At 74.6% G+C, this 16,306-nt stretch carries 15 protein-coding genes; 9 read left to right on the forward strand and 6 right to left on the reverse strand.

Going from position 1 to position 16,306, the window contains the following annotated elements; genetic code table 11:
- Positions 1–4 precede the first annotated feature (4 nt).
- From EV374_RS07880 to EV374_RS07895, 4 genes are all read left to right on the forward strand, one after another.
- Complete coding sequence (locus EV374_RS07880; RefSeq protein ID WP_132233061.1) at positions 5–676, forward strand: response regulator transcription factor; 672 nt, start codon at positions 5–7, stop codon at positions 674–676.
- A 133-nt stretch (positions 677–809) separates the two neighbouring features.
- The gene (locus EV374_RS07885) at positions 810–1,979 is read left to right on the forward strand and encodes a sensor histidine kinase (RefSeq protein WP_132233254.1); all 1,170 of its coding nucleotides are present in this window, start codon (positions 810–812) and stop codon (positions 1,977–1,979) included.
- 167 nt (positions 1,980–2,146) lie between these two features.
- On the forward strand, positions 2,147–2,461 hold the full coding sequence (locus EV374_RS07890; protein ID WP_132233063.1) for a VOC family protein: 315 nt from the start codon (positions 2,147–2,149) through the stop codon (positions 2,459–2,461).
- Positions 2,458–2,844 carry a VOC family protein gene (locus EV374_RS07895; protein ID WP_132233065.1) on the forward strand — a complete coding sequence of 129 codons (387 nt, stop codon included), beginning with the start codon at positions 2,458–2,460 and terminating at the stop codon, positions 2,842–2,844. The genes EV374_RS07890 and EV374_RS07895 overlap by 4 nt, the downstream gene beginning before the upstream one ends.
- A 53-nt stretch (positions 2,845–2,897) precedes the next feature.
- Here EV374_RS07895 and EV374_RS07900 read toward each other — a convergent pair whose 3' ends face one another.
- The 5 genes from EV374_RS07900 to EV374_RS07925 all read right to left on the reverse strand — a co-directional run bounded on the left by EV374_RS07900 (position 2,898) and on the right by EV374_RS07925 (position 9,937).
- The gene (locus tag EV374_RS07900) at positions 2,898–3,764 is read right to left on the reverse strand and encodes a hypothetical protein (protein ID WP_207913942.1); all 867 of its coding nucleotides are present in this window, start codon (positions 3,762–3,764) and stop codon (positions 2,898–2,900) included.
- A 107-nt stretch (positions 3,765–3,871) separates the two neighbouring features.
- Positions 3,872–4,978: a hypothetical protein gene (locus EV374_RS07905; RefSeq protein WP_165947724.1), complete on the reverse strand. Its 1,107-nt coding sequence runs from the start codon at positions 4,976–4,978 to the stop codon at positions 3,872–3,874.
- A 215-nt stretch (positions 4,979–5,193) separates the two neighbouring features.
- Positions 5,194–7,263, reverse strand: a complete 2,070-nt coding sequence (locus tag EV374_RS07915; RefSeq protein WP_132233071.1) for a 3-hydroxyacyl-CoA dehydrogenase NAD-binding domain-containing protein — start codon at positions 7,261–7,263, stop codon at positions 5,194–5,196.
- The gene (locus tag EV374_RS07920; protein ID WP_132233073.1) at positions 7,260–8,453 is read right to left on the reverse strand and encodes a thiolase family protein; all 1,194 of its coding nucleotides are present in this window, start codon (positions 8,451–8,453) and stop codon (positions 7,260–7,262) included. The genes EV374_RS07915 and EV374_RS07920 overlap by 4 nt, the downstream gene beginning before the upstream one ends.
- A 155-nt stretch (positions 8,454–8,608) precedes the next feature.
- Positions 8,609–9,937, reverse strand: a complete 1,329-nt coding sequence (locus EV374_RS07925; RefSeq protein WP_132233075.1) for a ribonuclease D — start codon at positions 9,935–9,937, stop codon at positions 8,609–8,611.
- A 205-nt stretch (positions 9,938–10,142) separates the two neighbouring features.
- Here EV374_RS07925 and EV374_RS07930 point away from each other — a divergent pair, with 205 nt between their 5' ends.
- Positions 10,143–11,363: a S1C family serine protease gene (locus EV374_RS07930; protein WP_486485641.1), complete on the forward strand. Its 1,221-nt coding sequence runs from the start codon at positions 10,143–10,145 to the stop codon at positions 11,361–11,363.
- 74 nt (positions 11,364–11,437) lie between these two features.
- On the forward strand, positions 11,438–12,277 hold the full coding sequence (locus EV374_RS07935; protein WP_132233079.1) for a hypothetical protein: 840 nt from the start codon (positions 11,438–11,440) through the stop codon (positions 12,275–12,277).
- 17 nt (positions 12,278–12,294) lie between these two features.
- On the opposite strand, the gene EV374_RS07940 is transcribed toward EV374_RS07935, so the two are convergent.
- A complete protein-coding gene (locus EV374_RS07940) occupies positions 12,295–12,867 on the reverse strand; it encodes a DUF3000 domain-containing protein (protein ID WP_132233081.1) in 573 nt (190 codons plus the stop codon).
- Between the two features lie 207 nt (positions 12,868–13,074).
- On the opposite strand from EV374_RS07940, the gene hemE reads away from it, so the two are divergent.
- The 3 genes from hemE to hemQ are packed head-to-tail and all read left to right on the forward strand — an operon-like array spanning position 13,075 to position 16,285.
- The gene (gene hemE, locus EV374_RS07945) at positions 13,075–14,172 is read left to right on the forward strand and encodes a uroporphyrinogen decarboxylase (RefSeq protein WP_132233083.1); all 1,098 of its coding nucleotides are present in this window, start codon (positions 13,075–13,077) and stop codon (positions 14,170–14,172) included.
- A gap of 5 nt (positions 14,173–14,177) precedes the next feature.
- A complete protein-coding gene (gene hemG / locus EV374_RS07950) occupies positions 14,178–15,587 on the forward strand; it encodes a protoporphyrinogen oxidase (RefSeq protein ID WP_132233085.1) in 1,410 nt (469 codons plus the stop codon).
- Positions 15,584–16,285 carry a hydrogen peroxide-dependent heme synthase gene (gene hemQ, locus EV374_RS07955; RefSeq protein ID WP_132233087.1) on the forward strand — a complete coding sequence of 234 codons (702 nt, stop codon included), beginning with the start codon at positions 15,584–15,586 and terminating at the stop codon, positions 16,283–16,285. The genes hemG and hemQ overlap by 4 nt, the downstream gene beginning before the upstream one ends.
- The last annotated feature ends 21 nt before the right edge of the window (positions 16,286–16,306 follow it).

Consider the following 16,306-nt stretch of genomic DNA (forward strand, 5'->3'; position numbering starts at 1 on the left):
CGGGATGCGGGTACTGGTGGTCGAGGACGAGCGCAACCTCGCCGACGCGATCGCGCGGGGGCTGCGCAAGCGGGGGATGGCGGTGGACGTCGCCTACGACGGCGACAGCGGCCACGAGATGGCGTTCGTCACCCGTTACGACGTGGTGGTGCTCGACCGGGACCTGCCCGGCGTGCACGGTGACCAGATCTGCGCCGAGCTGGCCGCCTCCGGCACGCTCACCCGGGTGCTGATGCTGACCGCCAGCGGCACCGTCGCCGACCGGGTGGAGGGGCTGCAAATCGGCGCGGACGACTACCTGCCGAAGCCGTTCGCCTTCGACGAGCTGGTCGCCCGGGTGCAGGCGCTCGGCCGGCGGGCCACCCCGGCCGCGCCGCCGGTGCTCGAACTCGCCGATCTGGTCCTCGACCCGGCCCGCCGGGTGGCCACCCGGGGCGGCCAGCCGGTCGACCTGACCAACAAGGAGTTCGGCGTGCTCTGCGAGCTGCTCAAGGCGCGCGGCGCGGTGGTCTCCAGTGAGGAGCTGCTGGAGCGGGTCTGGGACGCCAACACCGATCCGTTCACCACGATCGTCCGGGTCACCGTGATGACGCTGCGCAAGAAGCTCGGCGACCCGCCGCTGATCGAGACGGTGGTCGGTGCGGGCTACCGCACGGCGGAGGCGGTGGGGCTGTGAGCGTGAGGAGTGAGCCGGGTTTGCGAGCCCCGCAGTCGCGAACGAAGGTGGGGCTGTGAGCGTGAGGAGTGAGCCGGGTTTGCGGGCCCCGCAGGCGCGGACGAAGGCCGGTGCCGCGACCCGGCGGGCCCGGCTGCGGCCCACGCTGCGGCTGCGGCTGACCCTGCTCAACGGGGTGCTGCTGGTCGGCGCGGGCGCGATCCTGGTGCTGCTGGCCTGGCTGCTGGTCCGCGACGCGCTGCGCCCGACCGACGAGCTGCTGCCCGGCACGATGGTGGTGCTGGCGGACGGTCGGTCGCTGGACGCCGCGCAGTGGCAGCGCCAACTGGTCGACGCCGCCAGCGCGGAGCTGCTGGTCAAGGGCCTGGTGGCGCTGCTGGCGATCAGCGTCGTCGGGGTGGCCGGCGCGTACGCGGTCGCCGGCCGGGCGCTGCGCCCGCTGCACCAGGTCACCGCCACCGCCCGCCGGTTGGGCGAGACCACCCTGGACCAGCGGATCGGCTATTCGGGTGCCGACGACGAGGTTGCCGAGCTGGCGGAGACCTTCGACGAGATGCTGGACCGCATCGCCGCCGCGTTCGAGGCGCAGAAGCGCTTCGTGGCCAACGCCTCGCACGAGCTGCGGACCCCCCTCGCGGTGATGCGTACCGAGATCGACGTGACGCTCAGCGACGACGAGGCGGACGCCGCCGAGTACCGCCGGATGGCCACCGTGGTCCGGGACGCCTCCGAGCGGGCGAACGGGCTGGTCGACGCCCTGCTGGTGCTCGCCCGCAGCGAGGCCCAGGCGGGCCGCCGGCTGGGCCGCCGCACCGAGTGCGACCTCGCCGCCGGCACCGCCAACGCCCTGTCGGCGGTACGCCGGGAGGTCGAGCGGATCAAGCTGCGGGTGCAGACCTCGCTGGAGTCCGCGCCGGTCGTCGGCGATCCCGGGCTGCTGGACCGGCTGGCCGGCAACCTGATCGAGAACGCGATCCGCTACAACCACCTGCACGGCCGGGTCTGGGTGCGTACCGGGTCGGACGGGTGCCGGTCGTGGCTGGTGGTGGGCAACACCGGTTTCGAGGTGGACCAGGCCGACGTGCCCGGCCTGTTCGAGCCGTTCCGGCGCGGAGGGCGGGAGCGTACCGGCGCGCGCGGCTCGGGCCTCGGGCTCTCGATCGTCCGGGCCGTCTGCGACGCGCACGGCGGCACCGTGAAGGTGGTCGCCCAGACCGGTGGCGGGCTGGAGGTCACGGTGACCCTGCCGGCGGCGGAGGCGGCCCCGGCCGTCACCGCCCAGGAGCCGGCCGCCCGGCGGTGACGGGCCACCCCGGGGTTGCGGGGAGGGTGGGCCCGATGGAAGGATCACGGCGTCAGCTCGAGGACCGGAGGGGGGTGCGTCGATGTTCACCGTCATGATCTCCGCGCCCCGTCTCGCCGGCTGACCCTCACGCACGCGGGGCGCCTCATCCCCAGCGGAGGAACTCCGTGTATCCACGGATCCACAACAGCAGTTTCGACTGTCACGACACCTACGCCCTCTCCGGCTCCTGGCCGGCGGTGCCCGGGTACGCCCGGCACGCCGACGCCGCCCCCGGCGGTCCGGAGGCGGCGCTGCCAGCGCCGGACGGCACCACCCCGCACGTCTTCCTCCCACAGGTCCCCGGGGCCGGGACGGTGCAGGACCGGGCGCGCGTCCGTCTCGAACCGGCCGGCCGGACCCGGGCGCGGGAGGCCGAGCGGGCGCTCGGCGTCGGCGCGACGCAGCGGGCGGGTACGACCATCGAGGAGGAACACCCGTGAGCGCACGGATCCACAACGTCTGCATCGACTGCCGCGACACGTACACGCTGTCCGGCTTCTGGGCGCAGGTCTTCGACTGCCCCCGCCAGCCGGACGACTTCCCCGGCGACCCGGAGGCCATGCTGCTGCCCCCGGGAGGACCGGAGGTGCTCTTCCTGGCGGTGCCGGAGGGCAAGGAGGTGAAGAACCGCCTGCACCTCGACGTCGAGCCCACCGACCGGACCCGGGACGAGGAGGTCGCGCGCCTGGTGGGCATCGGTGCCACCCAGGTCGCCGACCAGCGCCGCGCCGACGGTTCGGGCTGGGTGGTGCTCGCCGACCCGGAGGGCAACGAGTTCTGCGTGCTGCGCAGCGCCGCCGAGCGGACCGCCACGGCGGGCTGACGTGAGAGGGGCCCGTCCACCGTCGTGGGCGGGCCCCCGCGCTGCCGAACGGGTCAGGACTTCTGCTCGACCTGTCCGCGGATGGTGGCGAACTCGGCGTGGGCCTGCTGGCCCGTCTTGAAGTAGATGATGACCATGCCGACGCTGCCCTTGTCGCTCCACACGCAGACGCCGAGCGGCACGTCCTGCGCCTTGGCGTCGCCGCACTTGGCCTCGCCGCCGAGCGGTCCCGGATCCACGGTCTTCATCTCGCCCAGCCGCACGTCGCTGGTACGCGCGCCCCTGATGGTGTCCTCGAGCGTCTTGGCCGGGTCCGGGTTCAAGCCGGACGCGGCGGCGATCATCACGAGGTTCCTGCCGGTGAGGGTGCCGTAGAACTCGCCGACGGTGCTGCTGGCGCCGGGGATCGTCTTGTTGAGTTCCGCTTCCAGCTCCCGGGCGCCGGCCTGGAGGGTCGGGTCCGTCGCCCTGGGCCGCCCGGCGAGGGTCGCCGGCGCGACGACCCGGGTACGGGTGGCGTCGACGGTCTCCTTGACGTCGTCCTTGACGGCGAAGGCGACGATCGCCGCGCCGCCCAGGCAGAGCACCAGTACCACGGCGAGCGAGATCAGCACGATCTTGCCGGCGTTCGACTTCCGCGACGCCGGCGGGCCGCCGTACGCCCCCGAGAGGCCCCCGTACGGCGGCCCGTACCCGCCTGGCTGCGACGGCGGCGGCCCGTATCCGCCGGCCTGCGGGCCGTACCCGCTCGGTTGTGCGGGCGATGGTCCGTATCCGCCGGGCTGTGCCAATGGCGGTCCGTATCCGCCGGGTTGTGCGGGCGGCGGTCCGTGTCCGCCGGGCTGTGGCGGCGGGTACGAGCCGTACGGGCCGCCCCCGCCGTCCGGCGGCGGGTAGGAGTTGGCGGGTGGGTAGGACATCGGTCAGCTCCGGGTCTGCGCGAGGGAGATGGTGGTCCGTGCGGCCCCGGCCACGCCCGACGCCCCGCGTCGATCGTGGACGGCGGCGCGCACCGGTCGGGTGCCGGTCAGTACTTCTGCTCGATCTGGCTGCGGAAGGCGACGAACTCCGCCGCCGTGGCTGCCGAGGAGGAGAAGAACATCACGATGAGCCCGACGCTGCCGTGGTCGGCCCACGCGCAGACGCCCAGCGGCACACCGGCGGACTCGCCGTCGCCGCACTTGGCCAGGCCGCCGAGCGGCCCGGGGGCGATGGTGGTCAACCGCTTGACGGCCAGGTCCTTCGAGATGCCCTTGACCGCGTCGTCGAGCTCCCGTTCCGGGTTGAGCACGAAGGTGCTGGCGGCGATCACCATGACCATGTTGCGCTCGTCGGCGCTGCCGTAGAAGGCACCGGCGACGCCGGTCTCGCCGCGTACCGAGGTCCGTAGCTCGCGGACCATGTCGTCGGCGGCCTTCCGCAGGGTCGGCTCGGTGCTCTTCGGACGGCCCCCGAGCGTCTCCGGCGTGACGACCCTGATCTGCGGGGCGTCGCTGGACTCCGGCGACGGGGTGGCTTCGGAGGAGGTGTCGGCGCTCGGCGTGGCGCTCGGCGCCGCCGCGGTGGGGGACGCGGTCGGCGTGGGCCTGGGGTCGGTGCCCTGGTCGCCCTCGTAGGCGAGGTAGGCGATGCCACCTCCGCCGAGGCAGAGCACCAGCAGCCCGACGATGCCGAGGGTCAGCACCAGCTGGTGGGGCCTCGCCGGCCGGCCCGCGCCGGGAGGGGGCGGCGGGTAGCCGGCGTACGGGCTGGCCGGGAACCCGCCCTGCGGCGTCACGGGATAGCCGCCGTACGGCTGGGTGGGGTGCGGCTGGCCCGACGTGGGCCCGGGGTACGGCTGGCCCGAGGTGGGCCCGGGGTACGGCTGGCCCGAGGTGGGCCCGGGGTGCGGCTGGCCCGAGGTGGGCCCCGGGTACGGCTGGGCGGAGGTGGGCCCCGGGTACGGCTGGGCCTGCGGGGGGTGGGGGTGCGGCGTGGTGGGCCAGCCGCCACCCGCCGGCGGCTGCCCGCCCGGCGGTGAGGCCCAACCATCAACGGGCGGTGCCGGGTAGCCGTCCGGTCGCGGCGGATGGAAGTCGTAGGGGGTGTCGTGCTCCGGCTGCCCGGACCAGGGATCGACCGGCGGTGAGGACATGATCAGCTCCAGGCGAGGGTGCGAACGGGTGATCGTAGCCAGCCACGGCACGCTACCGCTGTCCCGACCCCGACCGTATCGGCCGCAACGACGAACGCGGTGGCCACCTCCATCCAAGCTGGACGGGGCAACCACCGCGAACGCGGGGGGCGTTGGTGTAAGGAAGGGCCCCTTCCTAACGCAAAGCGTTAGGAAGGGGCCCTTCCTTACACCTTTCAGGCGGGCAGGCTGGCCGCACCGGGGGGCAGGAACCGCTGGCCGGTGACCCGCTCCGAGGTGCCGGTCCGGTCCAGGTACGGCGTGATGCCGCCCAGGTGGAACGGCCAACCCGCGCCGAGGATCATGCACAGGTCGATGTCCTGCGCCTCGGCGACGACGCCCTCGTCGAGCATGAGCCGGATCTCCTGCGCCAGCGCGTCGAGCGCGTTCTGGCGCACCTGCTCGGCGGTGAGCGGCTGGTCGCCCACCACGAGCAGCTTGGCCACCTCGTCGTTGATCTGGTCGTCGACGACGATCGGCTGACCGGAGTCGGCGATCCGCTTGAGGTTCTCGCTCACGCCGAAGCGGTCCGGGAACGCGGCGTGCAGGGTGCCGCCCACGTGGTAGGCGACGGCCGGCCCGACGAGCTGGAGCAGGGCGAGCGGGCGCATCGGCAGGCCCAGCGGGTCCAGCGCGCTGTTGGCCACGTCCAGCGGGGTGCCCGCGTCCACGGCGGCGAAGACGGTGCCGAGGAAGCGGGTGAGCAGCCGGTTGACCACGAACGCCGGGGCGTCGGAGACCAGCACGGAGGACTTCTTCAGCTGCTTGCCGACCGCGAACGCGGTGGCGAGCGTGGCGTCGTCGGTGCGCTCGCCCCGGACGATCTCCAGCAGCGGCAGCACCGCCACGGGGTTGAAGAAGTGGAAGCCGACCACCCGCTCGGGGTGCTCCAGCTCCTCGGCCATCGCCGTGATCGACAGGGAGGAGGTGTTGGTGGCCAGCACCGCCTCCGGCTTGACGATCTTCTCCAGCTCGGCCCAGACCTGCTTCTTGACGGCCAGGTCCTCGAAGACCGCCTCGATGACGAAGTCGGCGTCCGCGAAGACGCCCTTGTCGACAGAGCCGCTGACCAGGCCGTACAGCTTGGCGGCCGTGCCCTTGTCCATCCGGCCCTTGCTGACGGCCTTCTCGATCTGGGTGTGCACGTAGCCGACGCCCTTGTCCACCCGGGCCTGGTCCAGGTCGGTCATGACGACCGGCACCTGGAGGCGGCGGGCGAAGAGCAGGGCGAGCTGGCTGGCCATCAGGCCGGCGCCGACGATGCCCACCTTGGTGACCGGGCGGGCCAGCCCCTTGTCCGGCGCGCCGGCCGGCCGCTTGGCCCGCCGCTGCGCCAGGTCGAACGCGTAGAGGCCGCTGCGCAGCTCCTCGGAGAAGACCAGGTCCGCGAGGGCCTCGTCCTCTGCGGCGGTGCCGGTGGCGAAGTCGGCGTCCTTCGCCGTCTCCAGCAGGTCCAGCGCCTTGTACGCGGCTGGGACCGCGCCGTGCAGCCGCGCATCGAGGGTCTGCCGGGCGAAGTAGAGCACGCCCGCCCACATGTCCTTGTCGACCTCGGGCCGGGTCACGGTGACCTCGCCCCGGACGACGCCGGCGGCCCACTCCAGGGACCGCTCCAGGAAGTCCGCCGGCTCCAGCAGCACGTCCGCGATGCCCATCTCGGCGGCCTGCTTCGGCTTGAGCATCTTGTTCTGCATCAGCGGGTTCTGGATGATCACCTGGGTCGCCGCCGGGATGCCGATCAGGTTCGGCAGCAGCTGCGTGCCGCCCCAACCGGGGACCAGGCCGAGGAAGACCTCGGGCAGCGCCAGCGCCGCCACCCCGCCGGAGAGCGTCCGGTAGTGGCAGTGCAGCGCCAGCTCCAGGCCGCCGCCCATCGCCGCGCCGTTGACGAAGGCGAAGGTCGGGACCTCGCTGTCCTTGAGTCGGGCGAAGACCCGGTGGCCGAGCCGCCCGATCTCCAGCGCCTGCTCGCGGTCGGCGAGCTGCGGGAGGCTGGTGATGTCCGCGCCCACGCAGAAGACGTACGGCTTGCCGGTGACCGCGACGAACGCCGGGTTCGCGGCCAGGGCGGCCGTGATGGCCTCGTCCAGGCTGGTCAGCCCGCCCGGGCCGAAGCTGTTGGGCTTGGTGTGGTCGAAGCCGTTGTCCAGGGTGATCAGGGCGGCCGGCCGGTCCAGCCCCGGTACGTTCACCTGGCGCAGCAGCGCCCGGGTGACGACCTCGTTCGGTGCGGCGAGCGCGCTCACTTGTTGCCCTCCCAGTGCGGGTTCTCCCAGATCACGGTGCCGCCCATGCCGATGCCGATGCACATGGCGGTGACGCCGTAGCGGACCTCGGGGTGCTCGGCGAACTGCCGGGCGAGCTGGGTCATCAGCCGCACGCCCGAGGAGGCGAGCGGGTGGCCGATGGCGATCGCGCCGCCCCACGGATTGACCCGCGGGTCGTCGTCGGCGATGCCGAAGTGGTCGAGGAAGGCGAGCACCTGCACGGCGAACGCCTCGTTCAGCTCGAACAGGCCGATGTCGTCGATGGTCAGGCCGGCGAGGCGCAGCGCCTTCTCCGTCGACGGGATCGGGCCGACGCCCATCACCTCGGGCTCGACGCCGACGAAGCCGAACGACACCAGCCGCATGGCGACCGGCAGGCCCAGCTCGCGGGCGACGTCCTCGGAGGCGAGCAGGCTGGCGGTGGCGCCGTCGTTCAGGCCGGCCGCGTTGCCCGCGGTGACCTTGCCGTGCGGGCGGAACGGGGTCTTCAGGGTGGCGAGCTTCTCCAGCGAGGTGTCCCGGGGGGCCTCGTCGACCGTGGCCATGCCCCAGGCGTTCTCCTCGTCGCGGACCGCCACGGACACCAGGTCGTCCTGGAGCTTGCCGTTGGCGTACGCCTTGGCGGTCTTCTGCTGCGAGGCGAGCGCGAACGCGTCGGTGCGCGCCTTGGTGATGTGCGGGACCCGGTCGTGCAGGTTCTCCGCGGTCGCGCCCATGACCAGCGCGGACGGGTCGACCAGCTTCTCGGCGACGATCCGCGGGTTGGGGTCGACGCCCTCGCCCATCGGGTGGCGGCCCATGTGCTCGACGCCGCCGGCGATGGCGATGTCGTAGGCGCCCATGGCGATGCCGCTGGCGACGGTGGTCACCGCGGTCATGGCGCCGGCGCACATCCGGTCGATCGCGAAGCCGGGGACGGTCTTGGGCAGGCCCGCCAGCAGGGCGGCGGTCCGGCCGATGGTGAGGCCCTGGTCGCCGATCTGGGTGGTGGCGGCGATCGCGACCTCCTCGACCCGCTCCGGCGGCAGCTGCGGGTTACGGCGCAGCAGCTCGCGGATGCAGCGGATCACCAGGTCGTCGGCGCGGGTGTTGGCGTACATGCCACCCGCCTTGCCGAACGGGGTACGGACGCCGTCGACGAAGACGACATCCCGGACTTCACGGGGCACTTGAGCCTCCTCTTCGACCTGATCCGGCCTGCGTGCCGGCAGGCGGCACTACGGACCGGACGAAGGTCGCCGGCACGGGCGTGTTCCTCCGGATGCTACTCGCCAGTAACCAACACTGGCACCCGCCCCCGTGTGGCCCACCCCACACCGCCGGGTCAAGGCGCGGCAGGCGGATCGGTGAGGGCCTCCGTGAGGGCGGGAAGGAGCAGGGCGATTTGCCACTCGCGGGCGTTGAAGCCCCGGAGGGTCTCCGCGACGGCCGCCTCCGTGACCTCCTCCGGGGGCACCCACGCCAGCCGGCGGATCGAGTCGGGGGCGATCAGGTTCTCCGGCGGCAGCTGGTGCGCGCCGGCGATCCGGACCACCACCTCCCGGCAGCGGGCCAGCCGGGCCGCCGCCACCGGGTCCCGTTCCGCCCAGCGGTGCGGCGGCGGGGGACCCTCGACCGTCGGGGCGACCGGCAGCGCGTCCTCGGGCAGTTGCCGCGCGTCGTCGAGCGCGGCGAGCCAGGTGCGGGCCAGTCGGCGTACCGAGCGGCCACCGAAGCCGGGCAGGGTGAGCAGGGTCTTCTCGTCCCTCGGATCCAGCTCCGCCGCCGCGACGATGGCCGAGTCCGGCAGCACCCGCCCCGGGGCGGCGTCGCGCCGCGCGGCGATCTGGTCCCGCGCGTACCAGAGGGAACGGACCCGGGCCTGGGCCCGCGCGCCGCGCACCCGGTGGATGCCGGACGTGCGGCGCCACGGCTCGGCCCGCACCCTCGGCGGCCGGGCGCCGGTGCGCACCAGCGCGGCGAACTCCTCCGCCGCCCAGGCGGACTTGCCCTGCCGGGTCAGCTCCTCGTCGAGCGCGTCGCGCAGGTCGACGAGCATCTCCACGTCGAGCGCGGCGTAGGTCAGCCAGGACTCCGGCAGCGGGCGGCTCGACCAGTCGGCCGCCGAGTGGTGCTTCTCCAGGCTGTAGCCGAGCAGCTGCTCGGTCAGCGCAGCCAGGCCGACCCGCTCGAATCCGGCCAGCCGGGCGGCCAGTTCGGTGTCGAACAGCCGGCGGGGCCGCAGCCCCAGCTCGGCCAGGCAGGGCAGGTCCTGGCTGGCGGCGTGCAGCACCCACTCCGCCTCGCCGATCACCGTGTCGAGGGCGCTCAGGTCGGGCAGCGGCAGCGGGTCGATCAGCGCCGTGCCGGAACCGGCCCGGCGCAGCTGCACCAGGTAGGCCCGCTGGCTGTAGCGGTAGCCGGAGGCGCGTTCGGCGTCGAGGGCGACGGGGCCGGTGCCTGCGGCGAAGCGGGCCAGGACGTCGTCCAGCTCGCCGGGCGTGGTCGCCGGCTGGGGTGTGCCCTCGCGCGGGGCGGTCAGCGGCACGGGCCCGTCGGCGGTCGGTTCGGTCCCCGCGGCCTCCGGCTCCGGTCGGGCCGACGGCGGGTGGTGCGCATCGTTTCCCGTACGGCTTTCGGCGGGCCGACGGCGCAGGGGTGGTTCGTCGGTCACCTGACAACCCTAGTGCGCGACGCGACGCGGTGGGTGAAGCCGGTCCGGTGTGTGTCGCCGGACGACCGCCGGATGTCCTTCCGGGGGCCGGACATAGGGGAAGACAAAGCCCGTTGACGCAGGTACGGTCCATCGGGCCGTTGCGCGGGTACGGCATCATCAGGGTCCCGCGTGCGGAGCGGGGCGTCTACGGGAGGGCAAGGCGATCATGACTGGCTACGGGTCGGCGGACAAGGGCCCGGCGGGACCGGGTGACGGCGGGTTCCCGCCAGGGACGGCCCGCCCCGGGCCACTGCCGCCCCGGATCGAGCCGGTCGGCTCCGCGTACCCCCTGCCGCCGGGCGCCCCCGGGCAGCCCCCGGCCCCCCGCCCCGCCTGGTCGCCGCCCGCGCAGCCGGGCCAGTGGGGCGCGGCCCCGGCCAACGCGCCCGCCCCGGCCGCCGCACCCGCCGCCGGCGGCTGGGGGCACGGCGGCACGCCGTCCACCGCCCCGGGCCCGTCGACGCCACCCGGGGCCACCCCGGGGCCCGGCTGGCCCCCCGCGTCCGGGGCGACGCCGCCGGGTGTCCCCAGCCAGCCGCCCGGCCACGGCCACCCCCAGGGCCCTGGGCCGGGCCAGCCGTACCCCGCCGGGCCGGCGCCGGCGGCGAAGGGGCGCGGGCTCACCGTCACCGCGCTCGTGCTCGCCGGCCTGCTGGCCGTGGTGACGGGCGTGCAGGCGTACCAGATCAACCGGCTCTCGAACCGGCTGGGCGACACCGACAGCAGGGTGGCGGCGGCGCAGGCGGCCGACGGCACCCGGCTCGACGGCCTGGAGTCCCGGGCGGGGGCGCTGGAGAAGCAGGCCGGCGCCGCGTTCAACCCGGAGGCCGTGGCCAGCGCCGTGCTGCCCAGCGTGTTCCGCGTCCGGGCCGGCAACTCCACCGGCACCGCGTTCGCGATCGGCAAGCCGGCCGCGGGCGGGGGCACCAACCTGTTCACCAACTACCACGTGGTGGACGCGCTCTGGCAGACCGGCGAGCGGGAGGTCTTCCTGGAGCGCACCGACCAGCGCTTCCCGGCGACCATCGTCCGCGTCGACGAGGCCAACGACGTCGCCCACCTGCGGACCAACGGCAAGTTCACCGGCCTGGTCGCGGCGCCCGCCGCGGTGAAGTCCGGGCAGCAGATCGTGGTCGTCGGCGCGCCGCTCGGCCTGGAGGACAGCGTCACCACCGGCGTGGTCAGCGCCTTCCGCGAGGCCGGCGGCGGCGAGGGCCCGGTCATCCAGTTCGACGCCCCGATCAACCCCGGCAACTCGGGCGGCCCGGTCATCAACGGCAGCAAGCAGGTCGTCGGCATCGCCACCGCCAAGGCCCGCAACGCCGAGGGGATCGGTCTCGCCGTACCGATCAAGGTCGCCTGCGACGGTTTCAAGATCTGCTGACCCCGTCAGCGCCCAACCACCCCCTCGGCCCGGCGGCTCACGCGCCGGACCAGCACACGTGGAGGAAGAACGACATGACCCAGCCACCGACCGGGCCGGAGGGCTACCCGCCGTACCCGCCGGCCGCGCCCGGTCAGCCGCCGTCGGGCGGCGCCCCGCACGGCACCACCTACGGCAGCGCGCGCCCGTACACGCCCGAACAGCAGGACGCCGGCCAGCAGTACGCTCCGGCGCCGCAGCAGTACAACCCGGCCCCGTCCGCCGGTTACCCGCAGTCCGCGCCGCCGGCCGGGCCCTCCGGTTACCCGCAGTCGGCTCCGCCGGCGTCGCCCGCCTACGGCCCCGGCAGCGCGTCGCCCCACGCCGGGCAGGCCTCCGGCGGGCCGGCCTTCGGGCAGCCGATGTCGGTCCCCCCGGCCTCCGGCCCGGCCTTCGGACAGCCGTTGTCCGCCCCGCCCGGCTCCGCCCCGGCCTTCGGCGCCCCCGCGCCCGGCGGCCCCCGCAAGAGCCACAAGGTGCTCGTCCTGGCGGTCGTGGCCGGGCTGCTCTTCGTCCTCGGCGGGGTGATGACCGGCCTGTTCGTGTCGACCACCAACGAGCTGGACCGGACCGAGAAGAAGATGGCCAGCGAGGTCAGCCAGCGCGACGGCACCATCACGGCGAACGGCAAGGAGATCGAGAAGCTCAAGACCGACCTCCAGGCGGTCCGGGACAAGCTCGGCGACACCGAGCAGGACCTCACCGGCACCCGCAACGACCGGGACGAGCAGGCCCGGCAGAAGAAGGTCATCGCCAACTGCCTCGACAAGCTCACCACCGCGCTCGCGGCGGCGGCGAACGGCAACAAGCCGGCCTACGACAAGGCCATCCAGGGCATGGACAAGGTCTGCAACGAGGCCGAGAAGTATCTGTGAGGTGACCCGTCGCGGGGTCAGGCCGCGCCGGCGGGGCGACGCTCCGGCAGCGCGGTCACCCCGGGCGGGGGAAGCCCGGCGGTCGAGGCCAACAGCGCGCACCAGGCCAGCAGGTGCGGGGCGAGGTCGTCGTCGACCGGCGTCCAGGAGGCGCGGATCTCGATGTCGCCGGCGGCGGGCGGCCCGGCCAGGTCACCGAAGCGCGTCGACATGGTCTGGGTGATGGTGCCGCCGATCGCCCGGTGCTCCGCGTCCTGCGCCTCAAGCGCGTCGGTCAGCCACGTCCAGCCCACCCCCGGCAGCAGCGGGTCGGCGGCCAGGTCGACCTCCAGCTCCGCCGTCACGTAGGTGACCAGCCGCAGGGTGCCCTGCCACGCCTCGTGGCCGGCCGGGTCGTGCAGCAGGATCAGCCGCCCGGAGGCCACCTCCTCGCCGTCGCGCAGGACGGTGGCGGAGAGTGCGAAGGCGTACGGGGCGAGTCGCTGCGGCGCGCCGACCTCCTCCAGCAGGATCTCCGACCGGGGCGCCGCGGACCGCAGCCCGGTGACCGCGCGGGCGAAGGTCTCCGGGAGCGCGATCGGGGGGGCCATGCCGGCAGCCTATGCCGCCGGCCGCCCGCCCGCCCGAGAGGCGCGCCGATGCCGTCCCACGCCGGGGCCGCCGCCACCGCCCGGCCGGTCCCGCCGCCACCGCCCAGGCGGGCATCTCGTGGGTGCCCGCCGCCAGCGGGCTGACCGGGGTCACAAAAGGCGGCGCTGCCCGCTGCCGGTCGCGTCCCCCGTGGCACGATGGCCGCGATGAGCACCACGACGACGGGCGCCGACGCCCGAGACGAAGACCCCCGCCCCGGCGGACCGGCCGACTCGCCCTTCGTCCGGGCCTGCCGGCGTCAGTCCGGCCCGCACACCCCCGTCTGGTTCATGCGCCAGGCCGGCCGGTCGCTGCCGGAGTACCGCGCGATCAGGGCCAACGTGGCGATGCTGGAGTCCTGCCGCCGCCCCGACCTGGTCACCGAGATCACCCTCCAGCCGGTACGCCGGCACGGCGTGGACGCCGCGATCCTGTTCAGCGACATCGTGGTGCCGGTCGCCGCCGCCGGGGTGGACCTGGACATCGTGCCGGGCACCGGCCCGGTGGTGGCCGAGCCCGTGCGCACCCTGACCGACGTGGAGCGGATCCGGCCGATCACCCGCGACGACGTGTCGTACGTGGACGAGGCGGTCCGGATGCTCGTCGCCGAGCTGGGCGACACCCCGCTGATCGGCTTCGCCGGCGCGCCGTTCACCCTGGCCAGCTACCTGGTCGAGGGCGGCCCGTCGCGGACCCACGCGAAGACCAAGGCGATGATGTACGGCCAGCCGGAGCTGTGGCACGCGCTCTGCGGCCGGCTGGCCGAGGTGACGCTGGAGTTCCTGCGGGTGCAGGTGGCCGCCGGGGTCTCCGCGGTGCAGCTCTTCGACTCGTGGGCCGGCGCGCTGTCGGAGGCCGACTACCGCCGCTTCGTGCTGCCGCACTCGGCGGGCGTGCTGGCCGGGCTGGCCGACGCGGGCGTGCCCCGGATCCACTTCGGCGTGGGCACCGCCGAGCTGCTCGGCGCGATGGGCGAGGCCGGCGCCGACGTGGTGGGCGTCGACTGGCGTACGCCGCTGGACGCGGCGACCCGGCGGATCGGGCCGGAGCGGGCGGTGCAGGGCAACCTCGACCCGTGCGTGCTGTTCGCGCCGTGGCCGGTGGTCGAGGCCGAGGTGCGGCGGATCCTGGAGCAGGGCCGGGCCGCCCCCGGGCACGTGTTCAACCTGGGGCACGGGGTGCTGCCGGAGACCGACCCCGACGTGCTGACCCGGGTGGTCGCCCTGGTGCACGAGCTGTCCGCCGAGTCGGGCGACCGGGGCTGAGCGGCATGCGGGCGCCGTGGCGGGTGGCGGTGGTCGGCGGCGGGATCGCCGGGCTGGCCGCCGCGGTCCGGTTGCGCGACCGCGCTCCCGCCGGCACCGAGATCACGGTGTACGAGCAGTCCGGCGCGCTCGGCGGCAAGCTGCGCACCGGCGAGCTGGCCGGCTCACCGGTGGAGTTCGGCGCCGAGTCGTTCCTGATGCGCGACCCGGCCGGGGGCGAGTCCGCCGCCGTAACCCTGGTCCGCCGGCTCGGCCTGGGCGAGCGGATCGTGCACCCCACCGTCGGGCAGGCCGCGCTCGTGGTCGACGGGGGGCTGCGCCCGATCCCGGGCGGCACGCTGGTCGGCGTACCCGGGGACCTGGAGCGGGTGGCCACGGTCGCGCGGCCGGCGGCGGACGCCGACGTCGACGCCGGCCGTCCGCTGCTCGGCGCGGACGAGGACGTCTCCGTCGGCGCGCTGGTGCGGGCCCGGTTCGGCGACGAGGTGGTCGACCGGCTGGTCGACCCGATGCTCGGCGGCGTCTACGCCGGCCGGGCCGACGACCTCTCCCTGACCACCACCATGCCCGCGCTGGCCCGGTCCGCCCGGGTGGAGCACACCCTGGTGGGCGCGGTGCGCGCCGCGCAGGCGGCGGCCCCCCGCGCGCCGGGGGCGCCGGTCTTCGGCACCCTGGCCGGCGGGCTCAGCACGCTGGTCGAGGCCGCCGCGGCGGCCAGCGGGGCGACGATCCGGCTGGGCGCGGCGGTACGCGAGCTGACCCCGGCCGGGGCAGGGTGGCGGCTGACCGTCGGCCCCACCCGCGAGGCGGAGTCGGTCGACGTCGACGCCGTGGTGCTGGCCGTGCCGGCCCGCCCGGCGGCCCGACTGCTCGGCGGCCCGGCCCCGCAGGTGGCCGAGGGCGTCGGCGGGCTGGACTACGCCAGCGTCGCGCTGGTCACCCTGGCGCTGCCCGAGCCGGACCTGCCCGAGCTGTCCGGCTTCCTGGTGCCGGGCACCGAGGGTCTGCTGATCAAGGCGTCGACATTCTTCACCACGAAGTGGGGCCACCTGCGCCGCACCGACGGGCTGGCGCTCGTCCGCGCCTCCGTGGGCCGCTACGGCGAGGAACGGCAGGTGCAGCGCACCGACGAGGACCTGGCCGCCACCGTGCACCGGGAACTGTCTGCGGTGCTCGGCGTGCCGCTGCCCGCACCGGTCGCCGGCCACGTGCAGCGTTGGGGCGGGTCGCTGCCGCAGTACACCCCGGGGCACGCCGACCGGGTGGCCGCCGCGCGGGCGGCCCTGCGGGCGAGCCACCCGACGCTGGTCCTGGCCGGCGCGGGATACGACGGGGTCGGCATCCCGGTCTGCGTCCGCTCCGGCGAGACGGCGGCCGAGGAGATCATCACAGCACTGGGAGGATCGGGGACATGACCGAGCAGACCAACGCGGCCCGGCTGCGGGAGCTCAACGACAGCATCCGCTACACGATGTGGTCGGTGTACCGGGCCACCAGCCCGCTGCCGTCGCTGCGCGAGAACGTCACCGGCGAGGTCGAGGCGCTCTTCGCGGAGCTGGCCGGCAAGGACGTGGTCGTCCGCGGCACGTACGACGTGTCGGGGCTGCGCGCCGACGCCGACCTGATGATCTGGTGGCACTCCGCCTCCAGCGACGACCTCCAGGACGCGTACCTGCGGTTCCGCCGCACGACGCTGGGCCGGGCGCTCACGCCGGTCTGGTCGCAGATGGCGCTGCACCGGCCGGCGGAGTTCAACAAGAGCCACATCCCGGCGTTCCTGGCCGGCGAGGAGGCGCGCTCCTACGTCTGCGTCTACCCGTTCGTCCGCTCCTACGAGTGGTACCTGCTGCCGGACGCCGAGCGGCGCGAGCTGCTCGCCGAGCACGGCAAGATGGCCCGCGGCTACCCGGACGTACGGGCCAACACGGTCGCCTCGTTCGCGCTCGGCGACTACGAGTGGATGCTCGCGTTCGAGGCCGACGAGCTGCACCGGATCGTCGACCTGATGCGTGACCTGCGGGCCTCCGGCGCCCGCCGGCACGTCCGGGAGGAGATCCCGTTCTACACCGGCCGCCGCCGCTCGGTCGCCGACATCGTCAACGGCCTGGTCTGACGCCCGCCTGCCCGCCGCACC

Source organism: Micromonospora sp. CNZ303 (assembly GCF_004345505.1).

Bases quoted from the DNA above. Each gene is read 5' to 3' on its own strand.
- EV374_RS07935 (WP_132233079.1), top strand. From the start codon at position 11,438: ATGACCCAGCCACCGACCGGGCCGGAGGGCTACCCGCCGTACCCGCCG.
- EV374_RS07900 (WP_207913942.1), bottom strand. From the start codon at position 3,764: ATGTCCTACCCACCCGCCAACTCCTACCCGCCGCCGGACGGCGGGGGC.
- hemG (WP_132233085.1), top strand. From the start codon at position 14,178: ATGCGGGCGCCGTGGCGGGTGGCGGTGGTCGGCGGCGGGATCGCCGGG.
- hemQ (WP_132233087.1), top strand. From the start codon at position 15,584: ATGACCGAGCAGACCAACGCGGCCCGGCTGCGGGAGCTCAACGACAGC.
- EV374_RS07905 (WP_165947724.1), bottom strand. From the start codon at position 4,978: ATGTCCTCACCGCCGGTCGATCCCTGGTCCGGGCAGCCGGAGCACGAC.
- hemE (WP_132233083.1), top strand. From the start codon at position 13,075: ATGAGCACCACGACGACGGGCGCCGACGCCCGAGACGAAGACCCCCGC.
- EV374_RS07940 (WP_132233081.1), bottom strand. From the start codon at position 12,867: ATGGCCCCCCCGATCGCGCTCCCGGAGACCTTCGCCCGCGCGGTCACC.
- EV374_RS07880 (WP_132233061.1), top strand. From the start codon at position 5: ATGCGGGTACTGGTGGTCGAGGACGAGCGCAACCTCGCCGACGCGATC.